Raw genomic sequence first — 19,650 nt, forward strand, 5'->3', positions numbered from 1 at the left:
TATGCTGTATTATTTATTTCAATATTTAGATAAAACATTGGATGTTCCGGGAACAGGTGTATTCCAGTATATCACATTTCGTTCGGGCTTGGCCATTATTTTGTCGTTGATGATTTCGACGATTTTCGGTAAGCGCGTTATCAACTATTTGAGAAGGCTGCAAATCGGTGAAACGGTTCGTGAGTTGGGATTGGAAGGACAGACGCAAAAAGCGGGAACACCAACTATGGGAGGGTTAATTATTATTTTCTCCACATTGATTCCGGTTTTATTGTTGGCTAAACTCGACAATATTTATGTGTTGTTGTTGATTGTCACTACCGTTTGGATGGGAACGATTGGTTTTATTGATGACTATATTAAAATATTTAAAAAAGATAAAGAAGGCCTAAAAGGGATATTTAAGGTTATTGGTCAGGTTGGTTTAGGTTTGATTGTAGGTTCTGTACTTTATTTCCACCCTGCGGTTACGGTAAGAACTGATACTGCTAAAACGGATATTTTTAAGCAGGGAACTGTGGTTTCTGCTGTAGCCAAAGAAGAAAAATCTACGGCAACTACGATTCCGTTTTTCAAAAATAATGAAATGGACTATGCTGAATTATTGTCGTGGGCGGGAGATAACTACAAGGATTATGCGTGGTTGATTTTCATTCCGGTGGTGATTTTCATTATCACCGCGGTTTCCAACGGAGCTAATTTAACCGACGGAATTGATGGTTTGGCCGCGGGAACTTCGGCTATTTCGGTGCTGACCCTCGGAATTTTTGCATTTGTTTCGGGAAACATCATTTTCTCGAATTACTTGAACATTATGTACATACCCAATTCCGGGGAAATGACTGTTTACATTGCGGCTTTCGTAGGGTCTCTTGTCGGATTCCTCTGGTATAATACTTATCCGGCGACTGTTTTTATGGGGGATACCGGAAGTTTAACTATTGGTGGAATTATAGCCGTTTTGGCAATCGCTGTCCGAAAAGAATTATTGATACCGGTATTATGCGGAATCTTTTTGGCAGAAAATTTATCAGTAGTACTTCAGGTTTCTTACTTCAAGTATACCAAGAAAAAGTTTGGAGAAGGCCGAAGGATTTTCTTAATGTCGCCTTTGCACCACCATTATCAGAAGAAAGGCTATCATGAAAGTAAAATCGTTACCCGATTTTGGATTGTGGCCATACTGTTGTCTATATTTTCATTAGTATCCTTAAAATTACGATAAGATGCGATTAGTGGTTTTAGGTGGGGGAGAAAGCGGCGTAGGTACCGCGATTCTTGGAAAGAAAAAGGGATACGATGTTTTTGTGTCGGATTTCGGAGAGATAAAAAACAATTATAAAGAAGTGCTGCTCTTGAATCAGATTCCGTGGGAAGAAAAGCAACACACTGAAGAATTGATTTTAAATGCGGATGTTGTGATGAAAAGCCCTGGAATTCCGGATAAGTCAAACATCGTAAAGAAAATTATAAAAAAAGGCGTTCATATTATTTCTGAAATCGAATTTGCAAGTCAGTTTACCGATTTTATAACTATCGGGATTACTGGGAGCAACGGTAAGACAACAACAACAATGTTAACGCATCATTTGTTGAAGCAAGGTGGAATGAATATCGGAATTGCCGGGAACATTGGCAAGAGCTTTGCCTGGCAAGTAGCTGAGAACAAGTTTGAAGCCTACGTTTTGGAATTGAGCAGCTTTCAGTTGGATGGGATCATAAATTATCGCCCTCATATTGCGGTGATGACAAACATCAGTCCGGATCATTTGGATCGTTACAATTACGATTACGATTTGTATATCGAAGCGAAATTCAGAATAACAAAAAACCAAACGGAAGACGATTATTTTATATATGATGATGATGATGAGGCAATAGTGAAATGGTTATCGGAAAACAAAATACGAGCCAAAAAAATTCCATTTTCACTGATTAAAAAATTAGACGAAGGAGCATACGCAGACGAACAAAACATAACAACTCACATTAATAACGAAGAATTTACTATGGCAATCAACGAACTAGCACTAGAGGGAAAACACAATGTTAAAAACGCAATGGCAGCTACTACAGTGGCTCAGTTAATGCGTATCCGAAAAGAAACAATCCGTGAGAGTCTGTCAAATTTTCAAGGAGTTGAACACCGATTGGAGAAAGTGTTGAAAATTCAGAATGTGCAGTACATTAATGATTCCAAAGCAACAAATGTTAATGCGACTTTCTTCGCTCTTGACAGTATGAACACACCTACGATCTGGATTGTCGGAGGGGTGGATAAAGGAAATGATTATAGTGAGTTGATGCCGTTGGTTCGTGAAAAAGTAAAAGGTATTATCTGTTTGGGAGTGGATAATTCCAAAATAATGAAGGCCTTTGAAAATGTTGTTGATGTGATGATCGAAACGGCAAGTATGACCGATGCCGTTAAAATAGCCCAGCGAATGGCTGAGAAAGGCGATACGGTTTTGTTGTCGCCGGCCTGTGCAAGTTTTGATTTGTTTGAAAACTACGAAGACCGTGGGAAACAGTTCAAAAATGCGGTGCAAAACTTATAATAAGTAAGTAATAAACAATACTAAGAAAACTCAGTGCCTTAGTGCCTCAGTTACTTAGCAACTCAAAAAAGAATGAAAGAACTAATTGGAAAACTTAAAGGGGATAGAGGAATATGGGCATTCGTAGCCCTCTTGTCGCTATTTTCTTTTATGCCTGTTTTTAGTGCAAGTACCAATTTGGTGTATGTTGTTGGGAATGGTTCAATAATTGGACATTTGATTAAGCATTTAGTTCATGTATTTATTGGTTTCTGTTTTATCTATTTCGTGCATAGGACACCTTACCATTACTTTAAAGCTTTTTCCTGGTGGCTGATGCCTTTGGTTCTTGTGTTGCTTGCCTTTACAATGCTTCAGGGTAATACAATCGGAGGTGCCAATGCGAGCCGTTGGTTGCAGATTCCTTTTATCGGTGTTTCTTTCCAGCCTTCTGCTTTTGCGTTCATCGTGATGATGGTGTATGTTGCCAGGTATCTCTCTAAAATTGAAGAAAAAGAATATACGTTTAAGTCGTCTTTTTTTGAATTATGGATGCCGGTTTTCGGAATTATCGGTTTGATTTTACCGGCCAACTTTTCTACGGCAGCCCTGATGTTCTCGATGGTTTGTATGTTAGTGTTTGTTGGGAAATACAGATTGCAATACCTGTTTACGATAATAGGTATGGGTGTCGCTGGTCTGTTACTTTTCGTTTTAATTGCCAAAGCTTTTCCGGATAACAAATTAACGAGTCGTGTAAATACCTGGATGAGCCGTATTGAGCGCTTTAGTTCGGATGAGGAAAATGAGGACGATTATCAGATTGAAAAAGCAAAAATTGCAATAGCCTCAGGTAAAATCTATGGCTTAGGTCCCGGTAAAAGTGTGCAGAAAAACTTTTTGCCACAGTCTTCTTCGGATTTTATATTCGCAATTATTGTGGAAGAATATGGACTGTTGGGTGGATTTGCCATAATGGGATTGTACCTGCTGCTTTTTATACGATTCCTGATCACCGCACATAAAGCACCAACAATGTTTGGTAAGCTGCTCATAGTAGGGCTCGGTTTTCCGATCGTTTTTCAGGCTTTTACTAATATGGGTGTGGCGGTTGAATTATTGCCTACTACCGGACAGACGCTTCCGTTAATCAGTAGCGGGGGAACCTCTATCTGGATGACCTGTATCGCTGTCGGAATCATATTGAGTGTGACCAAGAAAGAAGAAGAAATCGCTCAGATAGAAGCGGAAGCTAAATTAAGGGACGAAGCGTTACAACGCATAATCGACCGTGAAGTGGCATTCGAAGCGGAAAAAGAAAATGAGATTGATGAGATAATCGAAAGAGCTAAGAAAACTGAATCCGGGGAAAATTATTCGATAGAAGACCAAACAGATAACCCGATGAATGCAGTTTTGAATAAGAAGTGAGAGATAGCTTCAAGAGTCAAGAATATAGGGAATAAAACTAGTAACTCAGATACTAAGTAACTCAGAAACTAAAAAATGAAAAAAAATCCAAAATTCATAATCAGCGGAGGGGGAACCGGAGGGCATATCTATCCTGCGGTGGCGATTGCAAACGAGTTGAAAAACCGTTTCCCGAATGCTGATATTCTTTTTGTGGGAGCCAAAGATAAAATGGAGATGCAAAAAGTTCCTCAGGCGGGCTATCCGATAGAAGGATTGTGGATTTCGGGCATTCAGCGAAAACTGACAGTGGATAATGCGATGTTTCCTTTTAAGTTGATTTCCAGTTTGTCAAAATCATTCGGAATTTTGAAAAGTTTTACACCTGATGTGGTTGTGGGAACTGGTGGATTTGCAAGCGGAGCTGTTTTAAAAGTGGCCTCTATGATGGGAATTCCGACGGTGATTCAGGAGCAAAATTCATATCCCGGAATAACAAATAAATTGCTGAGTAAAAAAGCCAATAAGATTTGTGTGGCTTATGAAAATTTAGAAAGATTCTTTCCCAAAGAAAATATGATTTTAACAGGTAATCCGGTGCGTCAGGATCTGATTTCGGTAAGTGAAAAGCGATTCGAAGCTATTGCTTATTTCAATCTTGATCCTTCCAAAAAAACATTATTGGTTTTGGGAGGAAGTTTAGGGGCAAGAAGAATCAATCAGTTGCTTGAAAAAGAATTGGATTTTCTGCTGTCACAAAACGTTCAGATTATCTGGCAATGCGGAAAATTATATTTTGAAGAATACAAACGTTTTTCGGATAAGGAAAATGTTCAGGTGCTTTCGTTTATTGATCGAATGGATTTGGTTTATGCTGCCGCCGATGTGGTGATTTCTCGTTCAGGTGCTTCTTCCGTATCAGAATTGTGTATAGTTGGGAAACCGGTAATTTTTATTCCGTCACCCAATGTGGCCGAAGATCATCAAACCAAAAACGCGAAAGCGATTGTTGATAAAAACGGCGCTATTTTATTAAAAGAATCAGAATTAGAGAATCAGTTCGAAACAGTTTTTCAGGATTTAATTTCCAACGGAGAAAAACAAAACGAATTGAGTAAAAATATAAAACAATTGGCATTGCCTAATGCCACCAAAGATATTGTGGATGAGATTGTGAAGTTGATAAAATAATCTTGAATTATTCATCTTTCAATCTTTAAAATAGAAGATTATGAACCTAAACCAAATACAGAACGTCTATTTCATCGGAATTGGAGGCATCGGAATGAGTGCCTTGGCGCGTTATTTTAAATTCATCGGAAAAAATGTGGCTGGTTATGATAAGACGCATACACATTTAACTGGCGAATTAGAAGAAAGCGGGATTTCGATTCATTTTGAAGACGATGTGAAACTGATTGGTGAGGAGTATTTGAATAAAGAAAATACATTAGTTGTAATCACGCCTGCGGTTCCGAAACATCACTCGGAATGGAATTATTTTCTAGATAACGGTTTTGTGGTTAAAAAACGCGCCGAAGTTTTGGGAATCATTACCAAAGATACATTCTGTTTTGCCGTAGCTGGTACTCATGGGAAAACTACGACATCCAGTATACTTGGCCATGTTTTGCATGAAAGCGGTGCTGATGTGACTGCTTTTTTAGGCGGAATTGTTGAAAATTACAATTCGAATTTAATCGGAAACGGGAAAACCGTAACGGTGGTGGAGGCAGATGAATTTGATCGTTCATTTTTGCATCTGTACCCGAATATTGCCTGCGTGACTTCCATGGATGCGGATCATTTGGATATTTACGGCGATGCAACGGCTATTGAAGCTTCATTTGTGGAATTTGCACACAAAGTGGAGGATAAGCAACATCTTTTTATTAATAACGGATTGCCTTTGGAGGCAATAACGGTTGGAGTGAACGATGGTTCTGATTTCGTGGCAAAAAATATAAGAATAGAAAATGGCTGGTATGTTTTTGATGTGAAAACGCCAACAGAAGAAATAAAAGATTTACAATTTGGCCTACCGGGCAGACATAATCTGACCAATGCTTTATTAGCTTTGGCAATGGCGCGTACATTCGGCACCCCAACCGAGGACATAGCCAAAGCTTTTTTAACTTTTAAAGGCGTAAGACGTCGTTTCTCATTCCAGATCCGAAAACCGGAATTGGTGTATATCGACGACTATGCGCATCATCCGACAGAAATTAATGCGGTACATCAGGCGGTTCGCGAATTGTATCCGGGAAAAAAAGTGCTGGCTGTTTTTCAACCGCATTTGTTTAGCCGAACGAAAGATTTTGCCGATGATTTTGCTAAAAGTTTATCGCAGTTTGACGAGGTGATGCTGATGGAAATTTATCCGGCCAGAGAATTGCCGATGGAAGGGGTGACCTCCCAATGGCTGCTGGATAAAATAGAAAACAATAATAAAAGGCTGGTTCAGAAAGAAGAACTGATTTCGCTTATGAAAGTGTCCGATGCTCCGGTAATTGTTACCATAGGTGCGGGTGATGTGGGTGAAATGGTTCCGGATATTAAAAAAGCGTTGGAAAATGACACAAGCCATTAAAAGATGGGTGTTGTTTACGATTGATTCAATTGGCGATTGCATCGAATATCGATGAAAAATAAAATTAATGAGATGAAAAAGATTAAATGGACAGATGTACGATTGGTGTTAATGATTGGCTTGTTGGCTTTTCTGTATTCCTTTTCTTCAAAGCGGAATGAGGAAAGAAAACTGTTGAAAACCGAGGTGAAATTCGCCGGGGAAAATATGCCTTTTGTAACCGATGAAATGGTTAATAACTTGTTAATACAAAATTTTAGCAGTGTTACGACTATACGAAAAGATAAAGTAGATTTGAATAGATTAGAGCGTGAACTCGATGATCATGAAATGATTGCCGATGCGCAGGTTTACGCCACTGTTGACGGAACTCTAAAAGCACTCGTAACGCAAAAGACCCCAATCGCTAGAGTGAGTAACGAAAGTAGTTCTTATTACATTGATTACGAAGGAAATAAAATGCCTTTGTCGGATAATTTTTCCGCTAGAGTGCCACTTGTTTTTGGGAAAATAAATGAGGAAAACAGAAAAGGTCTGACCGAGGTTTTTCAGAAAATCCACGATGATGATTTTTTGAAAAAAAATATTACCGGAGCCAAAATTTTGGAGTCGGGAAGCTTATTGATGACGAACAGGAATTACGATTACGGAATTCTTTTCGGTAAACCGATCAATGTTGATAAGAAGTTTAATAATTACAAAGCTTTCTTTCAGCATGCGATGAAAGACACCTTGATAGGCGAATATAAAATGATTAATTTGAAGTTTACGCAACAAGTTGTGTGCACCAAATAGAAGGAGATATGGAAAAAGAAAGTATTGCAGTTGGGTTAGACATTGGAACAACGAAGATTGTTGCAATGATCGGCAAGAAAAATGAGTATGGGAAGTTAGAGATTTTGGGCGTTGGGAAATCCAAAAGTCTTGGTGTGGCTCGTGGTGTTGTGAATAATATTACGCAGACAATCCAGTCGATTCAGCAGGCAATTGCTGAGGCAGAGGCGGATTCAGGTTACAAAATCAATGATGTGGTGGTAGGGATTGCCGGCCAGCACATTCGTAGTATTCAGCACAGTGATTACATCAGCAGAAACAATGCTGAGGAAGTGATCGGTGATGCTGATATTGATATGTTGGTTAATCAGGTAAGTAAATTGGCGATGTTGCCAGGTGAGGAAATCATCCATGTGCTGCCTCAGGAGTATAAAATTGACGGTGAATCCGAGATTAAAGAGCCAATCGGAATGTATGGCGGACGTTTGGAGGCCAGTTTCCATGTGGTGGTTGGGCAAGCTGCATCAATCCGTAATGTTGGAAGATGTATTAAAAGTGCCGATTTGGATTTGTCAGGATTGACCTTGGAGCCTTTAGCGTCAGCTGACGCGGTTTTAAGTCAGGAAGAAAAAGAAGCGGGTGTTGCGCTTATCGACATCGGTGGGGGTACTACGGATTTGGCTATTTTTAAAGATGGAATAATACGTCATACTGCAGTTATTCCTTTTGGAGGAAATGTGATCACTGAAGATATTAAAGAAGGTTGTTCGATTATTGAAAAACAGGCTGAATTGCTGAAAGTAAAATTCGGATCAGCTTGGCCTGGTGAAAATAAAGACAATGAGATTGTCTCTATCCCTGGTTTGAGAGGTCGTGAGCCAAAAGAAATTTCTTTGAAAAACCTTTCGAAAATCATTCATGCGCGCGTAGTGGAAATCATTGAACAGGTGTTTGCGGAAATCAAAGCTTACGGACACGAGGATCCTCGCAAAAAACTAATTGCAGGAATCGTGTTGACAGGTGGTGGAGCGCAATTGAAACATATAAAACAATTGGTGGAATATATCACTGGAATGGATACGAGAATTGGTTATCCGAACGAGCATTTGGCTGGCAATTCCGATGAGGAGATTTCAAGTCCGATGTATGCCACGGCAGTTGGATTGGTCATGAATAGTATTCGTAACAATACAAGAAGTGCAGTTCCTTTGGTGGAAATTAAAAACGAAGTGCCTAAAGTTGTGGTTAGTCCTCCGATAATTGTTGAAGAAACAGTGAAAGAGCCAGAAGAGGATAGGCGTCCTGAACCTATCGTGGTTGTGGAAGATGTTCCGAAAAGACCGGATACGCCTAATCCAGGGGTAAGAGGCGGCTTTTTTGATAAATATATAGATAGAATTAAAGAATTTTTAGATAACGCAGAATAAAACCGATACAGTATGGAAAGCAATTCAGATTTTGGAAGCATCTCATTTGATTTACCAAAAAATCAATCAAATGTTATTAAGGTTATTGGTGTAGGTGGAGGTGGTAGCAATGCCATCAATCACATGTTTAAGCAAGGGATTAAGGGTGTGGACTTTATTGTTTGTAACACGGATTCACAGGCGTTACAAAACAGTTCTGTGCCTAATAAAATCCAGTTGGGCGTTAATTTGACGGAAGGTCTTGGGGCAGGGGCAAATCCTGAAGTAGGACAACAATCCGCTTTGGAGAGTATTGAAGAAATTGAAAAAATGTTGGATGTTAATACTAAAATGGTATTCATCACAGCTGGTATGGGCGGTGGAACTGGAACAGGTGCTGCTCCGGTTATCGCGCAATTAGCTAAGGAAAGAGATATTCTTACTGTAGGTATAGTTACTATTCCGTTTCAATTTGAAGGAAAAGTTCGTCAGGACCAAGCGTTATCAGGTGTTGAAAGACTTAGGAAGCAGGTAGATTCTTTAATCGTTATCAATAATAATAAGTTAAGAGAAGTTTACGGAAATCTTGGTTTTAAAGCTGGATTCTCTAAAGCAGATGAAGTTTTGGCAACGGCTTCACGCGGTATTGCAGAGGTTATTACACATCACTACACGCAAAATATCGACTTGAAAGATGCTAAAACCGTTTTATCTAACAGCGGAACAGCAATCATGGGATCGGCAACTGCATCAGGTGAAAACCGTGCGAAAGAGGCTATTATCAATGCTTTGGATTCTCCGTTATTGAACGATAATAAGATTACAGGAGCTAAAAATGTATTGTTGCTAATAGTTTCCGGAACCAATGAAATTACAATTGACGAAATCGGGGAAATCAACGACCATATCCAGACAGAAGCAGGTTTCAATGCTAATATCATTATGGGAGTTGGTGAAGACGAATCGTTAGGAGATGCTGTAGCGGTTACTATTATAGCAACAGGATTTAATGTTGAGCAACAGGCGGAAATCGTTAATACAGAGCCAAAGAAAATTATTCACGCGTTAGAGGGTGAGCAAAAATTGGTTCAGGATTTAACTCAAAAACCAATGGTTCCGTCATTTGATTTTTCAATTCCGACTGAACAGCCAAAAGCAATGCCGGTTGTAGCGGAAGTTACTCCGGTAGTGGAAGAAAAGGTTGTGTTTACATTGGAAGAGGAGGTGGAAGTTGTTGAAGTAAAAAAGCCTGTAGCGGAAGTGGATTTGGTGCCAACTTCTGAATTCATCAATAACTTAGATGTGTTTTTTGAAATCGTATCTCCAGTAACGGAACAGCAGAAATTCGAAATTAAAGATGTTCGAGAAATTGAAGTTTTTGGAGCGGAGATCGTAAAGCCAGAAATCGTTACGTCTGAAATTGAAAAGGTTCAGGAGCAAATCGCTTTTTCTTTCGATTTGACAAACGGGGGTGTTTCAACCAACGACGACCGTATGGTTTTTGATTTAACGCAAGAGACTCGCGAGATGAAAGTGAACGAGCCTGTTCAGGTAGTTCCGGTTACCGAAGTAAACCAATCGGGAGTTATTCGTTATTCTTTGGACGATTATATGGAAAAAGAAAACGAACTGGCAAATTCAAAACCAGTAGTGGAAGAGGTGAAAGAAGAGCCAATTCCTGCGGAGTTGAACTTCACTATGAAAAAAACAGAGGTTGCTCCGGTAATGACTCCGGTGGCAACTCCGGTAGCAGCTCATGCACATTACGATGAAATTTCTCCGGTGGAAATGACAATCGAAGAAACATTGCGTATGCGTGCCGAAGAGCGTAAAAGAAAAATGAAAGAGTTCAATTATAAATTCAATAACAGTGCAACCCGTGTTAATGAATTGGAAAAAGAACCCGCTTATAAAAGAATGGGAGTAGATTTAAATTCGGCTGCCATCGATAACAGCAAATCCCGCATGTCTTTGGGAATGGATAGTAACGACGACATTCAGTTGCGTTCCAATAATTCTTTCCTTCATGATAATGTGGATTAACTAACCTTTTTTTTGAGAAACCTTTAACCCGAAGCAGTAATGTTTCGGGTTATTTTTTTATCTTCGCATAGCGAAATAAAAAATGGTTTTACAGCAAATGGTTAAGGTTTTAACATCCAGCCATTTTTCGCTTTTCTCCAATTTGCCATTGCAGGTTTTTCAAACTAGCTTACAATGCTTGGATTTCGGTGCAAAACTTTGTATTTATTGAGCATTGAAGATAATGCAGAGTAAAGGAATTGGATCTGGGGAGGAAATCATTTGTTTTTTGCAGTCAAAATAAAATAAGAATAATAGACAAACAAATACCTTACTATGAGTTTAGCAACAAAAATCATGGACGAAATGAAAAACGCCATGAAAGCAAAAGATACTGTAGCTTTAGAAGCTTTGCGTGCGATAAAATCAGAATTGTTGTTGGCACAGACAGCGTCAGGTTCAAAAGAAGAGATCTCGGAAGCAGATGAAATCAAATTGTTGCAACGATTGGTGAAAATGCGTAAAGACAGTGCGGCTATCTTTACAGAGCAAAGCCGTCCTGATTTAGCGGAACCGGAATTAGCTCAGGTGGCTGTTATCGAGAAATTTTTGCCTGCACAGCTTTCAGAAGAAGAAGTTGAAGTTGTTGTTGCGCAAATCATTGCTGAAACGGGCGCCTCCGGAATGGCTTCAATGGGTAAGGTTATGGGATTGGCTACTGAAAAATTAGGCGGAACCGCTGAAGGAAAAACGATTTCTACTATAGTTAAAAAATTATTAGTGTAGATATATATAGCTTGGACTTCTTAGATTTTTAGACAATGTTAGTTCTAATAATCAAAAAATATAAGAAGTCTAAAAAATATTAATGGCCTCGTAGTTCAACTGGATAGAATATCAGATTTCGGCTCTGAGGGTTGGGGGTTCGAACCCCTCCGAGGTCACAAATAAATAAGAACAACACAAAAATGTAAAGCTTGCTTTTAAATTTTTGTGTTTTTTTATTTTCAAAGGAGGATTTTGAGGTGAATGCTTTGTAAACTCCTTGGAGATCACAAATAAAAAAGAAACAAAATGTTGGTTTTTGTTTCTTTTTTGTATTTTTAGGCGTTCCGTTTTAAATGATGGTCCTTGTTTTTTAATGCAAGTGGAAATTAATTTAGCCCCTAATCTGTAAATTATAATTCTTGGAAAAGCTTCTGCTCGGTTTTGTTGCGCTTTTTTTTGTCGGAATGTTCCTTTTTAAGGCTTACGAGAAAGTATATGTTGCCGTCTATAAAAAGCCTCTTTATATTCATTTTTATCCGTTTTTAAAACGTTTAAAACGATCACAGCGTAATATACTAAAGAGTGAATCTGTTTTTTATAACAAGCTTACCAGAAAAGAGAAAAAGTATTTTGAACACCGTGTAGTAAATTTTATTGCCGAATATGAATTCGTGGGTAAATCAGGTTTGGTTGTGAACGATCGGATGAAAGTGCATATAGCAGCCACCTCCACGATGCTGACTTTCGGGATGAAAAATTATCTCTACGATGTTTTTGAACATATATTGATTTATCCCGACGAATATTATTCCATTACAACAGAGCAATATCACAAAGGGGAGTTCAATCCGTCGGTTAAAGTAATTGCGTTTTCCTGGAAAGATTTTCAACAGGGATTCAGTATTCAAAATGACAACCATAATCTGGGGCTTCACGAATTTGCTCATGCACTTAATTTTCAGGCGATGAAAAGCTATAATACCAGCATGAATTTATTCTCGGATATGTTTGATGAAATAATGCAGTATATCCATCATGTGCCTAATGCAAAACGCTTGATTGAATCAAACTATTTCCGTATTTACGCTTACACTAACAAGTATGAATTCCTGGCAGTTGTCCTGGAGCATTTTTTCGAGAGTCCGGATCAATTCAGAAGGGAATTTCCCGAATTGTATCACAAGGTGGAATTGATGATAAATTTCAAAGGCAGTCGCTAAATTTTTGTTAAATACTATCCTAAAGGGCTGTTAAAAAAAAGATTAAGAAGTAGCTTTGTTTAAACCAAATCTTAGAATTGGAGTCATAAAGCACATATCTTATATCTTATGAAACCCAAATACATAATTTACTTACTGCTTTCCATAGTTTTGGGAGGTTTGATTTTTTACAGAATATCCGAAAATAAGCAAAAAGAGGGAGGAGGAAAAGAAAAAGGCGGTGATAAAAAACCGGCTAAAGTTTCCGGCATTGTTCTAAAACCCCGAGTTTTTTCAGATAATCTTTCCCTTTCAGGTTCGATTGATGCTAATGAACAGGTGGAAATCCGCAGCGAAGTTTCCGGTATTGTTGAAAGTATCAACTTCGATGAAGGAACATTTGTTACTCAAGGGCAGCAACTTTTCAAAATTAATGATGTGGAACTTCGTGCTCAATTGTCTCAGGCCAAAACCAAACAGGCTTTAGCTTCGGAGAATGAAAGACGCGCCAGATTATTGTTGGCCAAAGAAGCTATTAGTCAGGAAGAATATGATGTCGCGAGCGCCGATTTTCGTTCGGCTAAAGCTCAAACACAACTAATACAAGCTCAAATTGCCAAAACGTCGGTAAAAGCTCCGTTTTCAGGTAAGATCGGACTTCGTTCCATCTCTAAAGGAACTTATGTTACGCCAACAATCATTGTTGCCAATCTTGTAAATACCAGTCAGGTGAAAATAACATTCTCGATTCCTGAGAAATACGCTACGCAGATGAAAATCAATACAGGCATTTCGTTTTCGGTAGCAGGTTCCAAAGACACGTTTGCGGCCAAAATTTATGCCATCGAACCGGGAATCGAGGTGGATACGAGAACTTTAAAAATGAGGGCCATCGCGAATAATTCAGACGGTAAATTGATTCCCGGAACATTCGCCAGTATTGCCCTGCCATTAGATAAAATCAACGATGCCATATTAGTGCCTACCGAAGCGCTTATTCCGGTACAAAACGGGAAAAAAGTGTTTGTGTCCGTCAATGGAAAAGCAAAAGAAGTTATGGTTGAAACCGGAGCCCGCACCGATAAAGAGGTTTTGGTTTTATCCGGACTTAAAGCAGGCGACACTCTTTTGACCAGCGGTGTTATGATGTTGAAGGAGGATTCTCCAGTAAAAGTGAATTTAAAGTAAGATAAAATTATTAGTTATGAGTTTATCCACTTTAAGTATAAAAAGACCGGTGCTTACCATAGTACTCAACCTGATGCTGATATTATTCGGAATCATAGGGTATACTTTTTTGGGAGTACGTGAATTTCCATCTATCGACCCGGCACAAATATCAGTTCAGACGAATTATTCGGGCGCAAATGCCGATATTATCGAATCGCAGATTACAGAACCTTTGGAGAAAGCGGTTAATTCCATTGATGGAATCAGGAATATATCTTCTTCCAGCAGTCAGGGGCGCAGTAATATCAATATCGAATTTGACCTTGACAAAAATCTAGAAGAAGCTGCTAATGATGTTCGCGATAAGGTGTCGCAGGCGGTTCGCAGTCTGCCGCAGGATATCGATGCTCCGCCTGTAGTTTCTAAAGCTGATGCCGATTCGGAGCCTATTATTACCATGACGGTTCAGAGTGATAATAAAAATGTACTTGAACTTACGGATTATGCTGATAATGTACTTTCACAGCGTTTGCAGACGATTCCGGGAGTTAGTAGCGTTCAGATTTGGGGACAACGAAAATATGCCATGCGCTTGTGGATTGATCCTGTAAAATTAGCCTCTTATGGTTGTACGGTGGCCGATGTGCGCGTAGCTTTGAATAAGCAGAATGTGGAACTGCCTTCCGGAAAATTAACTGGGGCCAACACAGAACTTACGGTTAAGACCCTCGGGAATATTTCTACCGAAGAAGAGTTTAATAATATAATCATCAAAGCGGAAAGCGACAGAATTGTCCGTCTTAGCGACATCGGTAAGGCCTCTTTGGAAGCAGAGAACCTGGAAACGAAATTGTCTGATTCCGGACAGCCGATGGTTGGTTTGGCTATTATTCCGCAACCTGGAACTAATTATCTTGACATTGCCGAAGTATTCTATCAAAAGTATGAGCAGTTAAAAAAAGATCTGCCGAAAGATTTCAAACTGAATATTGCTGTAGATAACACAGTTTTTGTGAAAAAAGCGGTTTTGGAAGTGGCGGAAACCTTGCTGTTGTCAATTATACTCGTAGTATTGATCATTTACTTGTTTTTCAGGGATTGGGCCATTGCCTTCCGTCCTTTAATTGATATTCCGGTTTCGTTAATAGCTACTTTTTTCATAATGTATTTATGCGGATTTTCGGTAAATGTGTTGACATTGCTGGCAATCGTATTGGCTACAGGTTTGGTTGTTGATGACGGTATCGTGGTAACTGAAAATATTTTCAAGAAGGTAGAGGAGGGGATGACTCCTATTGAAGCGGCAATTAAAGGTTCCAATGAAATTTTCTTTGCCGTAATTTCCATCTCAATCACTTTGGCTGCTGTTTTCCTTCCGGTAATTTTCCTGGAAGGTTTCGTTGGAAGGCTGTTCCGTGAGTTTGGTGTGGTAATTGGCGCTGCGGTACTGATTTCGGCTTTTGTTTCGTTAACGCTTACGCCGATGCTGAATGCATATCTGATGAAAAGCGGTGTGCAGAAAAAATCTAAAATTTATGATTTAACCGAACCGTTTTTTCAGAAAATGAATTCAGGTTATGCTGAAGCACTGATGGGCTTTTTAAAGAAAAAATGGCTGAGTTTTCCAATCTTGATTGGGTGTTTTGGTTTGATTTTTCTGTTTTTCAATGTTCTTCAGAAGGAAACGGCTCCGTATGATGACCGTAGTTTTATCAGCGTGAATGTAACGGCTCCGGAAGGTGCTTCCTATGATTATATGGATCATTTCATGAGTGAGCTGAACGACTTGATCAATGATTCGATTCCTGAGAAAAAAGTGAGTTTGATTGTTACTTCTCCGGGATTTGGTGCTTCTTCTGTAAATTCAGGACGAGCCAGAATTGCCTTGGTGCAGCCTGATGAAAGGGATAAGAAACAGAAACAAGTTGCGGAGGATCTCACCAAATGGACAAAACAATATTCCGAGGCGAAAGTCAGCGTTTCAGAGTCGCCGACCATTGCCGTTAACCGTAGAGGTGGAATGCCAATCCAGTTCGTAATTCAGGCGCCGAATTTTAAAAAACTAGAACAGAAGATTCCGCAGTTTATGGAAGAGGTAGAAAACGATCCGACGTTCTCCAATTCGGACGTCAATCTGAAATTCAACAAACCGGAAATTTATGTGACCATCGACAGGGAAAAAGCACAAAGTCTGGGAGTCTCGGTAATCGATGTAGCCCAAACATTACAGCTTTCTTTAAGCGGACAACGATTTGGTTATTTTATGATGAACGGCAAACAATATCAGGTAATGGGGCAATTTGATAAAAAAGACAGAAATGCGCCAATGGACCTGACATCGATTTTCGTAAAAAGTGACAAAGGTCAGTTAATTCAGTTGGATAACCTGGTTACTGTGGAAGAGCAGAGCAGTCCACCACAATTATATCACAACAATCGCTATATGTCGGCCACGGTTTCGGCAGGATTGGCTCCGGGAAAAAGTATTGGAGACGGAATTGATGCTATGGAACGCATTAAAGAGAAAGTGCTGGATGATACTTTTACAACCGATTTAAGTGGTGAATCCCGTGATTTTCAGGAAAGCAGTTCGAATACATCTTTCGCTTTCGGATTGGCTTTGTTGTTGATATTTTTGATTTTGGCAGCGCAGTTTGAAAGCTTTATTGATCCGTTTATTATTATCTTAACGGTGCCTATGGCGGTGGCCGGAGCTTTGTTTTCGCTTTGGTTGTTCGGTCAGACTTGGAACATTTTCAGTCAGATCGGAACGGTGATGCTGATAGGTCTGGTAACGAAGAACGGTATTTTAATTGTCGAATTTGCTAATCAGTTACGGGAACAGGGGAAATCAAAATATGAGGCTATTTTAGAGGCTTCCGAATCCCGACTGCGACCTATTTTAATGACGAGTCTCGCGATAGCATTGGGCGCATTGCCTATTGCGTTGTCTTTGGGAGCTGCATCAACAAGCCGAATCGGGATGGGAGTAGTTATTGTTGGCGGAACCTTGTTTTCGCTGATGTTGACTTTGTTTGTAATTCCGGCAGTTTACTTAATGTGGTCGCGAGAAAGAAAACACCGTCCGGAATTTGATAATATTAAAGAATACGAAAAGGAATAATTTCATGAAAAGGAACATTTTGTTTAAAATAGCATTGTTGTTAGCGGTCGCATTTAACGGTTATGGGCAAGAGGTCTTAACGGTTGAGGAGGCCGTGCAAATTGCGCTGAAAAACAATTATGATATCAAACTTGCTTCTAATGATTTGGAAGTCAGTAAAGAGAATAAAAGCCTTGCTAATGCAGGAATGCTGCCTAGGATAGATGGGACATTTACCCAAAATAACAACATTCAAAACACCAAGCAAACGCAGTCAACGGGTGAGGTTCGGGAATTGAACGATGCCAAAAACAACAACATGACTTATGGTGTGAATTTAGGATGGACTGTTTTCGATGGTTTAAAAATGTTCGCGCGTTACGATCAGTTGCAAACATTGGAAAAACAAGGTGAGGTGCAGTTAAAATCGACTATTTTGACTAAAGTCAGCGATGTGATGACCACCTATTACGATTTGGTGAAACAGCAACAACTGATAAAAGCCTTGGATACAACGATAGTAATTTCCAAGCAGCGTTTAAAGTTGGCCGAAAACCGGTTTTCCATTGGAAAGGCATCCAAACTGGAAGTGTTGAATGCTCAGGTTGATATGAATCAGGATTTGTCTAATCTTTTGCTTCTAAAACAGTTTTTTCAGATTTCAAAAGTAAACCTGAATGCACTTTTGGCACGCGATTCGGCAACCGATTTTAAAGTAGAAGAAGAAGTAACAATTGACGAAAATTTACAATTGCAAGAATTGCAGGACTTGGTGGAGAAGCAAAATCCGCAGCTGCAATTGGCATTGATAAATAAGAGGGTAGCTGAATTAGATTTAAAGCAGGTTCGGGCTGAACGATACCCATTAGTAAGATTGAATTCAGGTTACAATTTCAATAAGAGTGAATCCAGTTTAGGATTTGTTTCGCAATCATCAAGTAATGGATTCAACTATGGTGTGGCCGCAACACTGAATATTTTTAACGGGTTTCTCCAAACGAAAAATGAAAAAATTGCCAAGCTTCAGGTAGATAATTCCAGTCTTTTAATTGAACAGGAAAGACAAAGTATAAGTTCTGAGTTACATTCGACATATCAGACGTACCTGACCAATGTGGAATTGGTTAAATTAGAAGAGCATAACGAAGATATTGCTAAAAAGAATCTTGAAATCACGTTGGAAAAATTCAAATTAGGATCGATTCCAACAATTGAGTTCAGAAATGCACAGGAGAATTACATAAATGTTAAGGCCAGAAATACCAGTGCTAAATTTCAGGCAAAAATTTCTGAAGTAATGTTGAATGAAATTGCGGGCAACATCAAGTTTTAATTTTGTCGAATTTTAGCTAGCTATTTTGTAACTTTATAGTGATGAATTTATTCATTATCAAAACTTTATGGTTATGAAAAAACTTGTGGATGTGTCAACCATTATGACGCAAAATGTCGTGAAATTGAATTTGACCGACGATTTGACAAAAGCGGAAAGTTTGTTTAAGGAGCATAAAATCCGCCACATACCTGTGGTTAGTGGAAATAAAATTTTAGGGATGTTAAGTTATACGGATTTGCTTCGTATTTCGTATGCAGATGCTGCCGATGATGAAGATGAAATAATTGATGTGACCGTTTATAATATGTTTACAATTGAGCAGGTCATGACCAAAAGAGTGATTACGGTCACACCTGAAACCACAATTAAAGAGACAGCTGAAATACTGGCAAATAATGAATTTCATGCAGTGCCGGTTTGCGAAGGCGATTTACTGGTAGGGATAGTAACTACAACTGATTTGATTCGGTATTTGATTGAACAGTACGAATAAAAAAAGGCGCTGAATCTCAGCGCCTTTTTTTGTTATATTTCAGTGATTTTTTTCAAATCTGCGATGGTTGCGATAGGATCTTCTGCTCTGAAAACATAGCTTCCGGCTACCAATACATCAGCTCCGGCTTCCACCAGTTGTTTTGCATTTTTATTGGTTACTCCTCCATCAATTTCGATAAGGGTTGAAGCCCCGTTTCGCACGATGATTTCTTTCAGTTGTTTGATTTTTTTATAAGTGTTTTCAATGAAAGACTGGCCTCCAAATCCTGGGTTAACACTCATAATGCAAACCAAATCAATATCGTTAATAAGGTCTTCCAAAAGTGATACGCTGGTGTGAGGGTTTAAGGCTACTCCCGCTTTCATCCCTTCAGCTTTGATAGCTTGTAGGGTTCTATGTAAATGAGTAGAGGCTTCATAATGAACCACTAAAATGTCGGAGCCTAAGTCTTTAAATGTTTTGATGTAACGATCAGGATCAACGATCATCAGGTGTACATCGATAGTTTTTTTTGCATGTTTGTTGATAGCTTCCAAAACCGGCATTCCGAAAGAAATGTTTGGTACGAAAACACCGTCCATAATGTCAATGTGGAACCAATCTGCTTCACTTTGATTGATCATTTCAATATCGCGCTGTAAGTTGGCGAAATCTGCCGCAAGTACCGATGGTGCTATAATTGCTTGTTTACCCATTTTATAAAGTATTGTTGTGTTGTCGTTTTGTTGGTGCAAAGATAGTATAAAAAGCAAAACTCCGGTAATCAGCCGGAGTTTCAATCATCAATCAAAAAACGAACAGTTATTGAAACTGTTGTTATTTTCAATATTTTTAGGACT

Annotated in this window: 15 protein-coding genes and 1 tRNA gene; 15 read left to right on the forward strand and 1 reads right to left on the reverse strand. The window is 39.1% G+C overall.

What is annotated here, in order from left to right; genetic code table 11:
- Position 1: 1 nt before the first annotated feature.
- From mraY to FEDK69T_RS07165, 15 genes are all read left to right on the forward strand, one after another.
- Positions 2–1,225: a phospho-N-acetylmuramoyl-pentapeptide-transferase gene (gene mraY, locus FEDK69T_RS07095; RefSeq protein WP_023573466.1), complete on the forward strand. Its 1,224-nt coding sequence runs from the start codon at positions 2–4 to the stop codon at positions 1,223–1,225.
- 1 nt (position 1,226) lies between these two features.
- A complete protein-coding gene (gene murD / locus FEDK69T_RS07100; RefSeq protein WP_023573467.1) occupies positions 1,227–2,558 on the forward strand; it encodes a UDP-N-acetylmuramoyl-L-alanine--D-glutamate ligase in 1,332 nt (443 codons plus the stop codon).
- A gap of 72 nt (positions 2,559–2,630) precedes the next feature.
- Positions 2,631–3,968: an FtsW/RodA/SpoVE family cell cycle protein gene (locus FEDK69T_RS07105; RefSeq protein ID WP_023573468.1), complete on the forward strand. Its 1,338-nt coding sequence runs from the start codon at positions 2,631–2,633 to the stop codon at positions 3,966–3,968.
- Positions 3,969–4,043: 75 nt separating this feature from the next.
- Positions 4,044–5,138, forward strand: coding sequence for an undecaprenyldiphospho-muramoylpentapeptide beta-N-acetylglucosaminyltransferase (gene murG / locus FEDK69T_RS07110; RefSeq protein WP_023573469.1), 1,095 nt, complete (start codon positions 4,044–4,046; stop codon positions 5,136–5,138).
- 40 nt (positions 5,139–5,178) lie between these two features.
- On the forward strand, positions 5,179–6,537 hold the full coding sequence (murC, locus tag FEDK69T_RS07115) for a UDP-N-acetylmuramate--L-alanine ligase (protein WP_023573470.1): 1,359 nt from the start codon (positions 5,179–5,181) through the stop codon (positions 6,535–6,537).
- A gap of 72 nt (positions 6,538–6,609) precedes the next feature.
- Positions 6,610–7,332: a cell division protein FtsQ/DivIB gene (locus FEDK69T_RS07120; RefSeq protein WP_035630155.1), complete on the forward strand. Its 723-nt coding sequence runs from the start codon at positions 6,610–6,612 to the stop codon at positions 7,330–7,332.
- Between the two features lie 8 nt (positions 7,333–7,340).
- Positions 7,341–8,738, forward strand: a complete 1,398-nt coding sequence (ftsA, locus tag FEDK69T_RS07125) for a cell division protein FtsA (RefSeq protein WP_023573472.1) — start codon at positions 7,341–7,343, stop codon at positions 8,736–8,738.
- A gap of 12 nt (positions 8,739–8,750) precedes the next feature.
- A complete protein-coding gene (gene ftsZ / locus FEDK69T_RS07130) occupies positions 8,751–10,760 on the forward strand; it encodes a cell division protein FtsZ (RefSeq protein ID WP_023573473.1) in 2,010 nt (669 codons plus the stop codon).
- 315 nt (positions 10,761–11,075) lie between these two features.
- Positions 11,076–11,525 carry a GatB/YqeY domain-containing protein gene (locus tag FEDK69T_RS07135; protein ID WP_023573475.1) on the forward strand — a complete coding sequence of 150 codons (450 nt, stop codon included), beginning with the start codon at positions 11,076–11,078 and terminating at the stop codon, positions 11,523–11,525.
- An 84-nt stretch (positions 11,526–11,609) separates the two neighbouring features.
- Positions 11,610–11,683: transfer RNA gene (locus FEDK69T_RS07140), tRNA-Arg, on the forward strand.
- 243 nt (positions 11,684–11,926) lie between these two features.
- Positions 11,927–12,727 carry a zinc-dependent peptidase gene (locus tag FEDK69T_RS07145; protein WP_023573476.1) on the forward strand — a complete coding sequence of 267 codons (801 nt, stop codon included), beginning with the start codon at positions 11,927–11,929 and terminating at the stop codon, positions 12,725–12,727.
- Between the two features lie 108 nt (positions 12,728–12,835).
- A complete protein-coding gene (locus tag FEDK69T_RS07150; RefSeq protein ID WP_023573477.1) occupies positions 12,836–13,894 on the forward strand; it encodes an efflux RND transporter periplasmic adaptor subunit in 1,059 nt (352 codons plus the stop codon).
- Between the two features lie 16 nt (positions 13,895–13,910).
- A complete protein-coding gene (locus FEDK69T_RS07155; protein ID WP_023573478.1) occupies positions 13,911–17,000 on the forward strand; it encodes an efflux RND transporter permease subunit in 3,090 nt (1,029 codons plus the stop codon).
- A 4-nt stretch (positions 17,001–17,004) separates the two neighbouring features.
- Positions 17,005–18,312 (forward strand): TolC family protein, encoded by a 1,308-nt coding sequence (locus tag FEDK69T_RS07160; RefSeq protein WP_023573479.1) that lies wholly within the window; start codon positions 17,005–17,007, stop codon positions 18,310–18,312.
- 73 nt (positions 18,313–18,385) lie between these two features.
- A complete protein-coding gene (locus FEDK69T_RS07165; protein WP_035630150.1) occupies positions 18,386–18,808 on the forward strand; it encodes a CBS domain-containing protein in 423 nt (140 codons plus the stop codon).
- A 32-nt stretch (positions 18,809–18,840) separates the two neighbouring features.
- On the opposite strand, the gene rpe is transcribed toward FEDK69T_RS07165, so the two are convergent.
- On the reverse strand, positions 18,841–19,506 hold the full coding sequence (gene rpe, locus FEDK69T_RS07170; RefSeq protein ID WP_023573481.1) for a ribulose-phosphate 3-epimerase: 666 nt from the start codon (positions 19,504–19,506) through the stop codon (positions 18,841–18,843).
- Positions 19,507–19,650 lie beyond the last annotated feature (144 nt).

It is taken from the genome of Flavobacterium enshiense DK69 (genome assembly GCF_000498495.1).
Classification (GTDB): Bacteria; Bacteroidota; Bacteroidia; order Flavobacteriales; family Flavobacteriaceae; genus Flavobacterium; species Flavobacterium enshiense.

Excerpts from the sequence above, each read along its gene's own strand:
- FEDK69T_RS07105 (WP_023573468.1), top strand. The coding sequence starts at position 2,631 with ATGAAAGAACTAATTGGAAAACTTAAAGGGGATAGAGGAATATGGGCA.
- mraY (WP_023573466.1), top strand. The coding sequence starts at position 2 with ATGCTGTATTATTTATTTCAATATTTAGATAAAACATTGGATGTTCCG.
- ftsA (WP_023573472.1), top strand. The coding sequence starts at position 7,341 with ATGGAAAAAGAAAGTATTGCAGTTGGGTTAGACATTGGAACAACGAAG.
- murG (WP_023573469.1), top strand. The coding sequence starts at position 4,044 with ATGAAAAAAAATCCAAAATTCATAATCAGCGGAGGGGGAACCGGAGGG.
- murC (WP_023573470.1), top strand. The coding sequence starts at position 5,179 with ATGAACCTAAACCAAATACAGAACGTCTATTTCATCGGAATTGGAGGC.
- FEDK69T_RS07155 (WP_023573478.1), top strand. The coding sequence starts at position 13,911 with ATGAGTTTATCCACTTTAAGTATAAAAAGACCGGTGCTTACCATAGTA.
- FEDK69T_RS07160 (WP_023573479.1), top strand. The coding sequence starts at position 17,005 with ATGAAAAGGAACATTTTGTTTAAAATAGCATTGTTGTTAGCGGTCGCA.
- FEDK69T_RS07135 (WP_023573475.1), top strand. The coding sequence starts at position 11,076 with ATGAGTTTAGCAACAAAAATCATGGACGAAATGAAAAACGCCATGAAA.
- rpe (WP_023573481.1), bottom strand. The coding sequence starts at position 19,506 with ATGGGTAAACAAGCAATTATAGCACCATCGGTACTTGCGGCAGATTTC.
- murD (WP_023573467.1), top strand. The coding sequence starts at position 1,227 with ATGCGATTAGTGGTTTTAGGTGGGGGAGAAAGCGGCGTAGGTACCGCG.
- ftsZ (WP_023573473.1), top strand. The coding sequence starts at position 8,751 with ATGGAAAGCAATTCAGATTTTGGAAGCATCTCATTTGATTTACCAAAA.
- FEDK69T_RS07165 (WP_035630150.1), top strand. The coding sequence starts at position 18,386 with ATGAAAAAACTTGTGGATGTGTCAACCATTATGACGCAAAATGTCGTG.
- FEDK69T_RS07120 (WP_035630155.1), top strand. The coding sequence starts at position 6,610 with ATGAAAAAGATTAAATGGACAGATGTACGATTGGTGTTAATGATTGGC.
- FEDK69T_RS07150 (WP_023573477.1), top strand. The coding sequence starts at position 12,836 with ATGAAACCCAAATACATAATTTACTTACTGCTTTCCATAGTTTTGGGA.